This window comes from Granulicella paludicola, from assembly GCF_025685545.1.
Classification (GTDB): domain Bacteria; phylum Acidobacteriota; class Terriglobia; order Terriglobales; family Acidobacteriaceae; genus Granulicella; species Granulicella paludicola.
This window is the reverse complement of the sequence record NZ_JAGSYC010000026.1, coordinates 624107-638314: the sequence shown is the minus strand read 5'-3', so window position 1 is coordinate 638314 and position 14208 is coordinate 624107. Positions and strand designations below refer to the sequence as shown.

The 14208-nt window shown below is 58.4% G+C and carries 14 protein-coding genes; 6 read left to right on the top strand and 8 right to left on the bottom strand.

What is annotated here, in order from left to right; translation table 11 throughout:
• Positions 1-344: 344 nt before the first annotated feature.
• Positions 345-1091, top strand: coding sequence for a hypothetical protein (locus tag OHL14_RS18270; RefSeq protein ID WP_263380820.1), 747 nt, complete (start codon positions 345-347; stop codon positions 1089-1091).
• A gap of 83 nt (positions 1092-1174) precedes the next feature.
• Here the strand turns inward: OHL14_RS18270 and asnS are convergent, their stop codons facing one another.
• A complete protein-coding gene (gene asnS / locus OHL14_RS18265; protein WP_263380819.1) occupies positions 1175-2512 on the bottom strand; it encodes an asparagine--tRNA ligase in 1338 nt (445 codons plus the stop codon).
• Positions 2513-2763: 251 nt separating this feature from the next.
• Between asnS and OHL14_RS18260 the strand changes: the two genes are divergently transcribed.
• On the top strand, positions 2764-2979 hold the full coding sequence (locus tag OHL14_RS18260) for a hypothetical protein (protein ID WP_263380818.1): 216 nt from the start codon (positions 2764-2766) through the stop codon (positions 2977-2979).
• A gap of 92 nt (positions 2980-3071) precedes the next feature.
• On the opposite strand, the gene OHL14_RS18255 is transcribed toward OHL14_RS18260, so the two are convergent.
• Positions 3072-3341, bottom strand: a complete 270-nt coding sequence (locus OHL14_RS18255) for a type II toxin-antitoxin system RelE family toxin (RefSeq protein ID WP_263380817.1) — start codon at positions 3339-3341, stop codon at positions 3072-3074.
• Complete coding sequence (gene relB / locus OHL14_RS18250) at positions 3325-3537, bottom strand: type II toxin-antitoxin system RelB family antitoxin (protein WP_263380816.1); 213 nt, start codon at positions 3535-3537, stop codon at positions 3325-3327. Before relB ends, OHL14_RS18255 begins: the two co-directional genes overlap by 17 nt.
• A 119-nt stretch (positions 3538-3656) precedes the next feature.
• Between relB and dcp the strand changes: the two genes are divergently transcribed.
• Entirely contained in the window at positions 3657-5786 is a 2130-nt protein-coding gene (gene dcp / locus OHL14_RS18245) for a peptidyl-dipeptidase Dcp (RefSeq protein WP_263380815.1), read from the top strand.
• An 83-nt stretch (positions 5787-5869) separates the two neighbouring features.
• On the opposite strand, the gene OHL14_RS18240 is transcribed toward dcp, so the two are convergent.
• Positions 5870-6751 (bottom strand): sugar phosphate isomerase/epimerase family protein, encoded by an 882-nt coding sequence (locus tag OHL14_RS18240; protein ID WP_263380814.1) that lies wholly within the window; start codon positions 6749-6751, stop codon positions 5870-5872.
• Positions 6752-6892: 141 nt separating this feature from the next.
• On the opposite strand from OHL14_RS18240, the gene OHL14_RS18235 reads away from it, so the two are divergent.
• Positions 6893-7636, top strand: a complete 744-nt coding sequence (locus OHL14_RS18235; RefSeq protein WP_263380813.1) for an SGNH/GDSL hydrolase family protein — start codon at positions 6893-6895, stop codon at positions 7634-7636.
• A gap of 44 nt (positions 7637-7680) precedes the next feature.
• On the opposite strand, the gene ggt is transcribed toward OHL14_RS18235, so the two are convergent.
• Positions 7681-9477: a gamma-glutamyltransferase gene (gene ggt, locus OHL14_RS18230; RefSeq protein ID WP_263380812.1), complete on the bottom strand. Its 1797-nt coding sequence runs from the start codon at positions 9475-9477 to the stop codon at positions 7681-7683.
• A 109-nt stretch (positions 9478-9586) separates the two neighbouring features.
• Entirely contained in the window at positions 9587-10066 is a 480-nt protein-coding gene (locus OHL14_RS18225) for a response regulator (protein ID WP_317890432.1), read from the bottom strand.
• A 237-nt stretch (positions 10067-10303) separates the two neighbouring features.
• Between OHL14_RS18225 and OHL14_RS18220 the strand changes: the two genes are divergently transcribed.
• Both OHL14_RS18220 and OHL14_RS18215 read left to right on the top strand, forming a co-directional pair.
• A complete protein-coding gene (locus tag OHL14_RS18220) occupies positions 10304-10597 on the top strand; it encodes a hypothetical protein (RefSeq protein WP_263380811.1) in 294 nt (97 codons plus the stop codon).
• A gap of 246 nt (positions 10598-10843) precedes the next feature.
• Positions 10844-11764: a YHYH protein gene (locus OHL14_RS18215; RefSeq protein ID WP_263380810.1), complete on the top strand. Its 921-nt coding sequence runs from the start codon at positions 10844-10846 to the stop codon at positions 11762-11764.
• 9 nt (positions 11765-11773) lie between these two features.
• On the opposite strand, the gene ilvA is transcribed toward OHL14_RS18215, so the two are convergent.
• On the bottom strand, positions 11774-13009 hold the full coding sequence (ilvA, locus tag OHL14_RS18210; RefSeq protein ID WP_317890431.1) for a threonine ammonia-lyase: 1236 nt from the start codon (positions 13007-13009) through the stop codon (positions 11774-11776).
• An 18-nt stretch (positions 13010-13027) separates the two neighbouring features.
• Positions 13028-14137 (bottom strand): D-alanine--D-alanine ligase family protein, encoded by a 1110-nt coding sequence (locus OHL14_RS18205; RefSeq protein WP_263380809.1) that lies wholly within the window; start codon positions 14135-14137, stop codon positions 13028-13030.
• Positions 14138-14208: the final 71 nt, after the last annotated feature.

The following is a 14208-nucleotide window of genomic DNA, read 5'->3' as shown; positions in this document are numbered from 1 at the left end:
AGTTTACCCCTTAGGCTCACGTACTTTTAGACGCAGATATTAAGAAAAAGTTGCAGATTACTTTATAGAAACTCACTCACATGCGACATCGCTTTTCCGTACGCATCCCATGCCAAATCGGGAACCTGCCTCAACTTTTGGTGTTATTTCTGCAATACCTTCGTACTCTCCGTCTATGCTACGAAGCATGAAACACGGCTCCACCTCTCTGCGAAGGTAAACAGGCAGAAGGCTTTCCAGCCTCGACGACATATCCCCTCATCACATCTTTCGGGTAGTTCGCGGACCCGGATCTCCATCTCAGCGTCGGTCGCAGCTCCATGGCTGCGACGGAGGGTACTCTCATGCATTTTTCGCCCAGTCAACGCTCCTTCATCCTGTTTGCGGTAGCCGTCGCCTGCTCAGCCCTTTCCCTGCGCGCGCAGGCCCCGGCCATCGAAGCAGTCCACGGAAAGAAGCAGCCTAAGCACGAGTTGAAAGTCCCGCACGATAAACAGATCAACGAACAGATCAACGACGGCATGTTGAGCGTCGACGGCCTCGTCACGAAGGTGCAGCTCAACTACGAGATTCATCACGCCTCCCGGCTTTACTTCTTTGCGCCAGGCATCGGTACGGTGGTCCTGTCGCGGGTAAATATGCCAGGCTCCAAACTGGCAAAGGACGCCTTCAACGGCTCCGAGATCAACTTCACCGCGGACGGGCACAGCTTCAACCTCAGCGGCGAGGTCGAACCCGAACTGATCGCCGGACAGCCCCAGCCCAAGAGCACACTGAAGAAGCTCGCCAAGCTCAAGCTGCCAGCCAAAACACTCAAGGCCGACGGCTACTACATCGTGGACTATGCTTCCGCCGATCTCGACCGGTACCCGATGTTCGGCTACGGCAATACGATGGCTGCACCTTACAACTGGCCGCTCTCCAAGCCCGCTCCAAAGGACACCTACGCCCACTTCGTAACGCCGCCGCCCCCACCAGCCAACATGCTGCCGCGCACCAAGGCGTCGCCTGCGCCAACGCCAGCCTCGGTGGTTGCTGCCGCCCCTGTGACAACGGCTGCGCCCCTTACGACGCTTGCCTCTGTAAATTAGCACCCACAAAAGAGAACGAGGTGCGTATCCGCAAGGGGTACGCACCTCGTTCTCTTTAAGCTCTCGTGCAGATCCGTCAGAACCTACGGATAGATTCGGTTCAGCGTGCGCGGGAACGGAATCGTCTCCCGCACATGCTCCAGCCCGCACACCCAGGCCACGCAGCGCTCAATCCCCATGCCAAACCCCGAGTGCGGCACGCTGCCATACTTCCGCAAGTCGAGATACCACTGGAACGCCTCCATCGGCAGATTATGTGCCTCGATGCGGCTCTTCAGCAGGTCATAGCTGTCCACGCGCTGACTGCCGCCGATGATCTCGCCATAGCCCTCCGGCGCCAGCACGTCCACGCACAGCGCCTTGGTCGGATCCTTCGGGTCGGGCTGCATGTAGAACGCCTTCACCTCCGCAGGATAGCGATGCACCATCACTGGCTTGTCGAACTGATTGCTGATGTACGTCTCATCCGGAGAGCCGAAGTCGTCGCCGTACGTGTGCGCGTTCTCGATCAGCCCCTTGGCGTGCGCATCGACGAGCATCTGGTGCGCCTCGTCGTAGCTCAGGCGAGGGAAGTGGCCCGGCGCCACCACCGCCTCGAGCTTCTCGACATCCTTACCAATCACCTTCAGATCATTGCGATGCGCTTCCAGCACGCGCGTAACGATGTGCGTCAGGAAACCTTCCGCCAGTTCCATCAGCCCGTCGAGATCGAGATACGCGACCTCCGGCTCGATCATCCAGAACTCCGTCAGATGTCGCCGTGTCTTCGACTTCTCCGCACGGAAGGTTGGGCCAAAGCTGTAGACCTTTCCTAGCGCCAGTGCCGTGGCCTCGATATAAAGCTGGCCGCTCTGCGTCAGATAGGCCATATCGTCATCGAAGTACTTCATCTCGAACAGCTCGCTGGTCCCTTCGCAGGCGTTCGGTGTAAGGATAGGCGGATCGGTGCGGACAAAGTCGCGTGTATCGAAGAACTCAGCCGCTGCGCGCTGAATCGTCGCACGCACGCGCAGAATGGCCGACTGCCGCGGCGTCCGCAGCCATAGGTGACGGTGCTCCATCAGGAAGTCGACGCCAGCTTCTTTCAGCTGAATCGGGTACGGCGTCTCGTCAGAGACGCGCTGCGTGATGGTGACGTCTTCTACCTGGATCTCGAAGGTGTCAGGCTGCTTGGGGTGTGCGGCAACTTTGCCGGTAACCACAACCGAAGACTCCAGCGTAAGGTTCTTGAGCGCCTCGAACAGCTCTTCAGACACGGCAGCCTTGGGCACGATGCCCTGAATGGTGCCGCTGCCGTCGCGAAAGGTAGGGAACAGCAGCTTGCCGCTCGAACGCATGTTGTAAAGCCAGCCGCGAAGAGTAACAGCCTCTCCGACGTGCTGGCCGATCGTAGCAATATTGGTAATAGGAGCAGTAGACATACGGATTAAAGTGTACGCCGGGGGCGGGGATAGACCATAGAGGATAGACCACGACTAGCTACTTCAACCAAAGAACATCAGTCCGCAAACTCTTGGTGTAGATAAAGCCGCTGTTTATCCGCACTGAGGATGTACAGGACATACCCATACGGCCCTCTACCCGCACTATCGATGAAGTACGTACAGGAAGGGCAGTCGGTGAACGGAGCTTCGTAAATTCTGCCTCCCAAACGGCTGCGAGAGAAGCCCTGTTGGAATGGATATCTCTGAAGAAGCGTACTGCCGTCGTGGCTGGAGATGCTGAAGATACCGTACCAATATCCTCGAGTGACTTGTTTCTGGAGGAGCTTGTAGCTGGTGATACTGGTATATGCGGAGATGTCGTGCTCAGGTACGTGTGCATCAAGCCAGTTCAGATAAAGATAAGCCGTGACGATGAGGAGTGCGACAAAACCGACAAAGACTAGGGCAGTCTTTCTGAAGAGGCGTCGCATCATGAAGAAAGCTTAACGTCCGCCCGCTGCAACCGCAACGTACATATCAGACCAATACTCTGTAGCTACCTATACACCTCTCGCCGGTTCCCCACGCGCACAATCAAAATGCGGAGCCTTCCATCCTGAATATCGGCGATGAGGCGGTAATCACCCACGCGATACTTCCAAAGGTGCCTCAGCGTGGAACCATGAAGCGCTTCGCCAAGACTCCGGGGGTCCTCCAGCGGAGCCAGCCTTGTGTGCAGAAACTGAAGCAGACGGCGCGCAATCTGCGGATCAAGCTTGTCTAACTCCCGCTTCGCTACAGGATCGAACTCAATCTGCCAGGCCATACTGCTTCATCACTTCCTCGAGTGGAATAGCAGTCTTGTTCCGAGCCAGTCGACGTTCGGCGAGATAGAGGTCTTCAAGATCATCGAGATGCTCAAGCACCGCCTCACGCACATAGAAAGTCTTCGTGCGGCCGGTCTTCGCTGCGAGCTCATTCAAACGCTCTTCAATACTGGCTGGAAACCTGACAGCAATCATAGGCACCTCGTTGCTATACAAGTATAGCAACGAGAAACAGTGAGGATGACAAGACTTTTTTCAAAGCGTAGCTTCAAACTGTCGCATTTTTCTCAGCAATCTCAGCAGGAGCACCCCGCATGACCCTCACAAGGACGGCCCATTTGGCACTCGCAGCAACCCTTCTCACCGCATCCGCGCACGCGCAAAGCTTCGGCCCCTCCAACCCCTTCTATGTCAAAAGCGATCTGCCCTTCCAGGCCCCGCCGTTCGACCGCATCAAGGACGCTGACTATCAGCCCGCCATCGAAGCCGGTATCGCTGAGCAAAAGCGCGAGATCGAGGTCATCGCCGACAGCGCCGCCGCGCCCACCTTCGATAACACCATCGTCGCGATGGAAAAAACCGGCCAGCTCCTCACCCGCGTCTCTCAGGTCTTCGACGGCATCGCGCAGGCCAACACCAACCCCACACTACAAAAGGTGCAGGAGATCGTAACCCCCGAGCGCACCGCTCTGCAGGACGCAATCACGCTGAACACGAAACTCTTCAAGCGCATCGAAACCCTCTACAACCAGCGCGCCTCCCTCCACCTCGACCCAGAGCAACTGCGATTACTCGAAGTCGACTACCAGCAGTTTGTCAAAGCCGGAGCCAGGCTCAGCGAAGCCGACAAGGAGAAGCTCAAGGCGTTGAACTCCGAAGAGAGCACGCTCTCGAACAAGTTCACCAACCAACTGCTCGCAGCCACCAAAGCAGCGGCCTACAAAACCACCGATAAGGCGGCTCTCGCTGGATTGAGCGAGGCTCAAATAAGCGCCGCCGGCGAGGCGGCCAAGGGTCGCGGCGAGCAGGGTTACGTCCTCCCCTTACAGAACACTACACAGCAGCCTTTGCTCACCTTCATGACCAATCGTGACGCTCGCAAGCAGCTCTTCGACGACTCCTGGACACGCACAGAACGCGGAGGAGACAACGACACTCGCGCCACCATCGCCCGCATCGCACAGATACGTGCCGAGAAGGCGAAGCTGCTCGGCTATCCCAACTACGCAGCCTGGGCGCTGCAGGATCAGATGGCCAAGACCCCCGAAGCCGCGACCCAGTTCATGAACGATCTAGTCGGGCCCTCAACCGCGAAGGCGCGCAGCGAGGAGGCCGACATTCAGCAAGTGATCGACGCGCAGAAAGGCGGTTTCAAGGCCGAGCCCTGGGACTGGGAGTTCTACTCCGAGCAGGTGCGCAAAGCGAAGTACGATCTGGACGAGAGCGCAGTAAAGCCGTACTTCGAGATCCATCGCGTACTGACCGACGGCGTCTTCTATGCGGCGAACCAGCTATACGGGCTCACCTTCAAAGAACGCAAAGACATCCCGGTCTATCAACCGGATGTGATCGTCTACGAGGTTTTCGACGAGCACAACAAGCCGATGGCACTGTTCTACTTCGACTACTTCAAGCGCGATAACAAGGACGGCGGCGCATGGATGAGCAACTTCGTTGGCCAGTCGAAGCTGCTGGGAACGCTTCCGGTCATCTACAACGTGGCGAACTTTCAGAAACCGGCGCCCGGTCAGCCCGCACTCATCAGCTTCGACGACGCCATCACGATGTTCCACGAGTTCGGTCACGGCCTGCACGGCGCGCTTGCGGACACCGTCTATCCAAGCCTTTCCGGCACCGCGACGCCGCGCGACTTCGTGGAGTTTCCCTCGCAGTTCAACGAGCATTGGGCCACCTACCCCAGCGTCTTCGCGCATTATGCGAAGCACTACCAGACCGGCGCTCCCATGCCCGAAGAACTCGTAGCGAAGATCAAGAAGGCAGAGAGCTTCAACGAAGGTTACAAGGTGACTGAAGCCCTCGCCGCAGCTCAGCTCGACATGCAGTGGCACCTGCTACCCGCCGATGCTCCGAAGCAGGATGTGGACGCATTCGAGACAGCAGCCCTGAAGAAGGTTGACATGGACCTCTCCGCCGTGCCACCGCGCTACCGTTCCAGCTACTTCCTGCACATCTGGTCGAACGGCTACGCCGCAGGCTACTACGCCTACGACTGGACACAGATGCTCGACGACGCAGCCTACGCCTGGTTCGAAGAAAACGGTGGCCTCACCCGTGCCAACGGCGACCGCTTCCGCAAGATGGTTCTGTCACGCGGCAACACCGAGGACCTGGAGACGATGTACGAACGCTGGCTCGGCAAAAAGCCTACTGTCGCTCCTATGCTGAAAGACCTGGGCCTCTCCGCCAACAGCGTCGCGAAGTAGATCAGTCACTTCCATTCTTTTAATAGAACGGAAACGGGAGAGCGATATCGCTCTCCCGTTTGATTTGTTTCTATCTCCGGCATTTACGCGTCGAGCAGCTTCCAGGCCTCAAGAGCATCCTGCACCACCTGCCCCGCATCGTCGCCCAGCTCATGCGCCAGTTCCAGCGACAAAATCGTTTCGGGGCGAAGCGACCTCAGCAACTTCTTCACCTGCGCCCAGTCGATATATCCCTTCTCCACGTCCTGCTGTGGCCACAGGTGTTCGTCACGCACGCTGTTGTTGTCGTGCACATGCACGCTGGCAATCTTGTCGACCGCAGGCGCAAAGGCCTCAAACGCCAGCTCGAGAGCCGACTTCGCTGCCAGGTCCGCCGTCGCAGGAACGCCCTGCCCCATGTGTGCGTGGCCCAGATCGAACGCATAGCCCACCGTGCTGAAGTGGCCGACCTTCACAATCTCGATCAGGTGCGCAGGCGTGGCAACATCATTCGAAAGGTTTTCCAGCAGCAGCTTCACGCCGAGTGGCCCCGCAAACGCCTTCAGGTGTTCGATCGCCGTCAGCGAGTCGTCCAGCGCCCGTGTGTCCCACTGCTCATCCTTCAGCCCAAGGTGCAGCGAGCACGTATTGAACGCCACCTGCTCCGCCGCTTCTAACGCCCGCTTCACCTCATCCATGCTGGCGATGCGCGTTCCCTTGTTCGTGCTAATGAGGTTGAGCGTCGGCGCCGTGTGGCGCGTCCAGTGTGTTTCATCCGCGAACAACGGCATATGCATCGAAGCCGCCACATCGTTCGAGCGGAACCAGTTCGCCAGCTCCATCACGCTGCCGTGATCGTTGTAGTCGAAGTGGTGCCGCGCCGCAAAAACCTCAATCGCCGCCGCACCTCCGCGGACTAGCGTATCAAGAAGAGAGGGAGTCAATCGCTGCTGGAGAAAAACGTGGGTCGCAATGCCATGACGCATGCTTTTAGGCTACGGCAACCGTGTGCGAAGGTCTGTGAATCGCGCGTGGGAAACCTGTTGGCACTCGGATAGCTTATGGCTGCGAACCAAAGTCGTTATCCGACGTCATACAATTTCTGTGACAGGAACTCGGAGGTTCCCTTGCAGCCAGTCCGCGCTCTCGCTCTCTCACTCATGCTCAGCCCCTCTCTGCTGGCACAGCAGCCCTCTGCGGCTGTGCAGTCGACGCCCTCCCCGGACGCTGTCGCGCTCGCGCAGCTCAAGGAGCGTTTCAACGACTTCGGCGGCCTCAACCGGTATCGCGACGACAATGCCAAGCTACCTGCCACCGAAAAAGGTCGCGTCGTCTTCCTCGGTGACTCCATCACCGACGCCTGGGGCAGACTGCCCGGTACCGGTGAGTTCTTTCCCAACAAGCCATATATCAATCGCGGCATCAGCGGCCAGACCACCCCGCAAATGCTGATTCGCTTACGACAGGATGTACTCGCTCTGCGTCCGGAGGCCGTCGTCATCCTCGCCGGCACGAATGACATCGCCGGCAACACCGGCCCCTCCACACTAGCCATGATCGAAGACAACTACACCTCTATGGTGCAGCTCGCGAAGGCCGAACACATCCGCCCGATCATGGCCTCCGTGCTACCCGCCATCGACTACGGCTGGCATCACGGCGTTGAACCTGCTCAAAAGATCCGCGACTTGAATACGTGGCTCCGCGAGTTCTGCAAGCAGCAGCACATCACTTATCTCGACTACTACTCGTCGATGGCGGACTCAAACGGCGGCATGAAGCCAGGTCTCAGCAAGGACGGCGTTCACCCGACTGCTGAAGGTTACGCAATCATGGCCCCGCTCGCAGAGAAGGCAATAGAGACGAAGTAGAGACCAAGCGAACCCTTAACCTCCATTCCTTAGCCCATGCCTCGTCAGTACCCGGCAGCCTTCCCAAATGTATGCCGGAAGTCGTGCCCGCCGATCAGCATCCCCGTATTCGGATCGCGCTCGATGTTCTCGCAATCACCCCACACCCCTGGCGCCTTCTCATCGAACGTGCTCTGCTGCTGTGTTTTATATCCGACCGCTTTCAGCGCATTAATCGTCGCCGCATCCGCAAAGTACTTGTCGAACTGCAGCACATCCGGCAGAAACTGGTGGTGAAAACGCGGGGCGTCTGCCGCCTGCTGAATGTTCAGCCCGTTATCGACCACTGAGATCAGCACATTTGCCACCGTCGTCGTAATCGTTGACCCACCCGGCGTACCCAGCACCAGCCGGAGCTTGCCAGGCTTATGTACCCACAGAAAGTGATGATCGGGCTCGCTCACGATCGTCGGCGTCATCGAACTGAGCGGACGCTTGCCCGGCGCAATGGCATTCGCTGGGCCCTGAATCAGCCCGAAGCCGTTGGGAACACCGATCTTGCTGGTGAAGTCATCCATCTCATCGTTCAGCAGGAAGCCCAGCGGCTCTACCGTCACACCGGAACCGAAGAAAAAGTTTAGCGTTGTCGTCACACTCACCGCATTGCCGTCCGCATCCACCACGGAGTACTGCGTCGTCTGCGGAGACTCATGCCCCGTCGCCGTCACCTTCGGAGGCTCCGGCATAAAGCCCGCAGGCCGCACCAGCGTTGCGCTCGGCGAAGGCCTTGTCGCATCGATCGTCGCGCGCCACGCGGCAGCATACCTCGGATCGGCCATCTGCTTCAACGGCATCTTGTTGAAGTCGGGATCACCCAGATAATCGCCGCGATCCATATACGAACGGCGAAAGGCCTCCGTGATCGTATGAATCTGTCCAACGCTGCGATCCCCACCCAGCTTCGGCAGATCGTAGCCACTTAAAATATTGAGCGTCTCCAGCAGCACAATGCCGCCTGAGCTTGGCGGAGGCGACGTCACTACCTGCAGGCCTCGATAATGCCCCTCCAGAGGCTCGCGTTCCTTCACCTCATAAGCAGCCAAATCGGCCTTGGTGATCTGTCCGTTATTCGCTGCCTCAAATTCAGCAATCTGGTCAGCCATCTTGCCTTTGTAAAAGTCGTCCGGGTCCGCCGCGATGCGCTCTAGCGTTGCAGCCAGCTCCGGCTGCTTGAAGACCTCACCTGCCTTGTAAAAGTCGCCATCACGCTGGAAGATGCGGTGCGAGGCAGGCATCAGCGTCAGTTGGTTGGAGTGCATGACCTTTGCGAACTCCTCTTCGAGCACAAAGCCATCTTTCGCCAGCCGGATCGCCGGAGCCATGACCTTCGCCAGCCCCAGCCGACCATAGTGCCGCTCCGCAAACGTCAGCCCAGCTACCGATCCCGGTACCCCCGACGCCTTGCCACCAGCCGTCGACATCTTCGGGATCACCTTACCCTCGGCATCCAGATACATGTTCGCACTCGCCGACGCTGGAGCCTTCTCACGGTAGTCGAGGAACTTTGCCTTGCCATGAGCGAGCTTGCCGCTACCAGGCCGAATCAACATGAAGCCGCCGCCACCAATATTTCCCGCGGCCGGATACACCACAGCCAGCGCAAACCCCACAGCCACGGCCGCATCGACGGCGTTGCCACCTTCGCGCAGAATTTCTACCCCAGCATCGGTCGCGTCGTGATCGATCGACACCACCATTGCATGCCTCGAGGTGACAGGTGTTGAATTCGACTGCGCGTAGCCGCTGAGCGGACCGGTTGTAAGGACAGAAAGACCAACTGCCGCAGAGAGCAACTGCTTCATAATTCACCTCAAACAGGATGACTCATGATAACGGCTGCAGACGGGGCTTATGAACAGAGGATTAGGGCGAAGGGAAGCGATCTACTCGGATTACTTATGCAAAGAGTGCCTAAGCCTGCTGGCGCGCGATTTCGCTGCGCTGCACAACTGTCGCAGTCACTCGCTTTTCCGGGATACGCAGCTCTGGCAACTCAAGGGTTCGCGCCACATGGAGAAGAAGTTCGGTCGGGTGCATCGGCTTGGTCAGCAGCGGAAACTCATACCCCGCATCAACCGCAGGCAGAAGGTCCGCGCTGGTCGCGTGGCCCGAAAAGAGGAGTACCTTGCATTGCGGCTGGTCCGAGATCAGCGAAATCGCTAGTTCCACGCCGTTCATCTGAGGCATCGACACATCCGTAATCAGCAGCTCCGGCACAAACTTCGACGCCAGATCCAGCGCCGACGAACCGCTGTAGGCAGCGCTGACATGGAGTCCTGCACGCCGCAGGATCGCCGACAGCGTGTCCGCAACCAGAGGCTCATCATCCACCACCAGTACCTTGGGCTGCGCGACGCAACCGCTCTCGTCTGCCACATCACTCAACGGCACATCTTCAAGTGGAATAACTTTAAATTTGTATGTTGGCGACATGGCTTTGAACCCTCTACAAAAAGCCTAAAATAACCGTCCGGATACGGGTTAACTCTTTACCATCTTCGGCTTACACGATAGAAACAGAACAGGCCCGGGCAGGCATTTTTCGTGTCATAAAAAGTTTTCGATAGGACAACGTTTACGTCAGGTTAGCGCGTCGTTTAGATTAGTAAGTGCTGCAGAAAAGGCTTCATGGACGATAACCACGAAAAATCGCCGGGATCGATGCGGTTCAAATCGGTCCTTCAGGTCGACGTTCCTAAGGGACGGGATGGCAAACACAAGCAGATCATTACTCAGTTGTTGAGCGATCTCGAGCAGCTGGACAAGGGCTCGGCTCTGCAGGTTCCGCTGACCGAACTCCCGGACACCAAGGAGAACATCCGCTCCGCGCTGAGCCGTGCCGCCAGCCAGCGGAAGCTCTCGATCGCGACCTCCAGCAACGACGAGTTCCTCTTCGTTTGGAAGACCGGCGAAGCCAGCTAAGCCTTTCGAATATCCGCAGCTATAGATGCATTCGTACAAAACCATAGCCCTTCCAAGACGGTAGGGCTTTTCGCTTTTGCGGACGTGCTCACTAATAAATCGCGCTCTCCCGTACTCCTGCTTTCGGTTCCGCCCGTCTACGCGAGACAGGCCCCGCTACAAGCAGATCGACGAGACAAGAAAGCGAGCACGACCATGGAGCTTTTCTCGATTCGCAAACTTTACAGGACAGCACTTTCTCTCGGAATGATCTCCTTCCTACCGATGCTGTCGAGTTGCAGCAGCTCTCTGGCCAATGAGGCGACCTCGGCTTCCACCACAAACACCACCACCAATGCCTACACTGCGGTCTACAAGGCGATGACGTGGGGACCGGCCGTAACGGTGACCTATCCCAGCTCTTGCACCATGAAGATCACCTCAACCGGTGTTCCCCCGTATCACGACCCGTACTACCTGGGACCGGTCAGTACGGCGAACCCGACGCAGGTAGCGACAACGCCGAGTGGCCTGAAACTGGCCGTAGTGCCCTACGCACCTGCGAGCATCACGGGAGGCTCGGCGACCTTCAATATCTGTCCGACCAAGGCTGCCAGCACTACGGCTTCAAATCTGGGACCGATCGGCTACATCTCCTCCGGGGAGTTTCTCTACAACGCCTTCGAGGCCACAAGCACACCGGCGTTGGCAGATAACGTCAGCTACACGTTTACCAGCGGCGGCACGAGCTACACCGCCTACTTCATTGACAACTGCAACTCCCACTCCACGCCGGCGTCTATGGGCTATACGTGGCATCTGCATGGTGTGCCGACATGTGTGACAGCAGCAACGGACGGAGCCAGCGGACCTTCACACATCATCGGCATCGCGCTCGATGGATTTCCCGTCTATGGCGGACGCGACATTAACGGCAACGTCATCACGGTGTCGCAACTGGATGCGTGCAACGGGATCACCAGCGCGACCCCGGAGTTTCCAAATGGCGCGTACCACTATGTGCTTCCCATCGGGGTGGCGAACAGCCAGTCGTCCTTGAACTGCTACACCGGCACCGTCAGCGCGACCGTCGTGGCGCAGATGGAGAAACTGGCCTGCAAGATGCGGAACCGCCAGACCGTCGACGCAAAAAAAGAACGCGAGTGGATGGCGAAGATGGCTATGTAGACCGCTTGATTACAGCACACGCGTATGTTTGTAGCCCGCCTCGGTAAGCGCAGTCAGCAACTCCGCCACCTGCGCGGGCCCACGCGTCTCCATGGTGAGATCGATCGACGTATCCCCAAGGTTCACACCGTAATACGCGCGGTTATACAGCGTATCCACAATGTTGATGCGGTGGCTGGCAATCAGCGTCGACAGGTCCACCAGAGCGCCGGGCTTGTCCAGCAGATGAATGCGCAGGCGGATCATACGGCCGTCCTGCACCAGGCCGCGCTCAATGATGCGGCTCAGCAGCGTCACATCGATATTGCCGCCACACACTAGCACTGCCGTCTTCGTGCCCTTCGGCAACCCCGTGCGCTGTTGCAGTACAGCGGCTAGTGCCGTAGCTCCCGCACCTTCGGCGAGCGTCTTCTCGCGCTCCAGCAGCGTCAGAATCGCGCTCGCGATCTCGTCTTCCTCAACGGTCACGATCTCGTCGACATATTTCTGAACGACAGGGAAGGTGACATCGCCGGCACGCCGCACGGCAATGCCGTCCGCAATGGTAGTCGAGGGCTCAAGCGTAACCGGATGGCCCGCTTCTATGGCCTCCTTCATGCTCGGTAGCCGCCCCGTCTGCACGCCGATCACCCGGATCTTCGGGTTCGACTCCTTCACCGCACACGCAATGCCGCCGATCAGGCCACCACCGCCAATGGGAACAATCACCGCTTCGAGACCTTCGACCTGCTCCAGCATCTCCAGCCCGATGGTGCCCTGGCCCGCCATCACCATCGCATCGTCGAAGGGATGAATGAAGGTCATGCCCTCTGCCTCGCAGAGTCGCGTGGCCTCTGTGCAGGCCTCGTCATAGTTCGCGCCGTGCAGCACCACCTCCGCGCCGAAGTTGCGCGTAGCCGTCACCTTCACCAGCGGCGTGGTCAGCGGCATCACGATCACCGCAGGAATGCCACGCTGTGTCGCGTGGTACGCCACGCCCTGTGCATGATTGCCAGCCGAAGCCGCCACCACACCGCGCTTCGCCTGCTCCGGCGTAAGTGCGAGAATGCGGTTCAGCGCGCCGCGTTCCTTGAAGCTGCCGGTCATCTGCAGGTTTTCGAGCTTCAAATAAATATCAAGCCCGGTGACACCAGACAGCATCTGCGAGTGGTTGCAGGGCGAAAGATAGACGGAGCTGCGGATGCGCTCGCGTGCGGCGAGGACGTCGTCGAGGGAGATAAGGGCTTGCGTGGCGGTGCTCATCATCTTCTATGTTAGACCTTGCTAGCGCGAGAAATGGGTTTGCTGCTTTTCGGCGTGGCGTTCAAGCGCCAGCGCAATGAGCTTGTCGATCAGCTTCTTGTACGTCACTCCGCTTGCAGCCCACAGCTTCGGATACATGCTGATCGACGTGAATCCCGGCATCGTGTTGATCTCGTTCAATACGATCGCCGCAGGCTTGCCCTTCTTACCCGGCGACATCAGAAAGTCAACGCGCGCCAGACCACTGCAATCGCACGCGCGGAAGGCCTCAATCGCCATCGCCCGAATCTTCTTGCTCTCCGCAGCGGTCAGCTTCGCAGGAAGGATGCTGATACTTTCATCTTTGCCGTTGAGTTCGTACTTTGCCTCGTAGTCGTAGAACTCCTTCGCAGGCACAATCTCGCCGACGATCGAAGCCTCAGGCTCGTCATTACCAAGCACGGCCACCTCAAGCTCACGGGGCTTCACACCGGGCCCGCCGACGCCCTGCTCGATGACAATCTTGCGATCGAAGCTCGCAGCCAGGTCCATCGCCGCGGCGAGGTCCTTGCGCGACTTCACCTTGCTGATGCCCACAGAACTACCAAGGTTCGCAGGCTTCACAAACACCGGATACTGCAGCGACTTTTCCATCAGCCGCACGCACTTCTTCGGATCAACCTTCCATTGACTGCGCAGCAGCGTCACATGCGGCGTCAGCGGCAATCCGGCCGCGAAGAACATCCGCTTCATCGCGTCCTTGTCCATGCCCGCCGATGAACCCAGCACACCCGAGCCAACATAGGCGATATCGGCCAGCTCAAACAGCCCCTGGATCGTGCCGTCCTCACCAAACGTGCCATGCAGCACAGGGAAGACCACATCAAGCCCTGTATCGAGCGCAGGCTCCGCCGCCGCGGCAGCGATGCTCAACCCAGTCTCTGCCACCGGAGCCGCCGCGCTCTCACCCAGCAGCTGTTGTGCCTCACCACTCTGCAGCCAGCGGCCTTCCTTTGTAATGCCGAGTTCAACCACGTCATACTTCTTGCGATCAATTGCCGAAAGGATAGAGCGCGCCGATCGCAGTGAGACTTCATGCTCTCCACTGCGACCACCGAATACGATGCCTACACGTAATTTTTTCTTTGCCATGTCTCTTTCAGGGTACCGTCTCTAACGAGGGGAAGGGCGTAGCGACGAGGTATAGGAACCATCATCGCTAC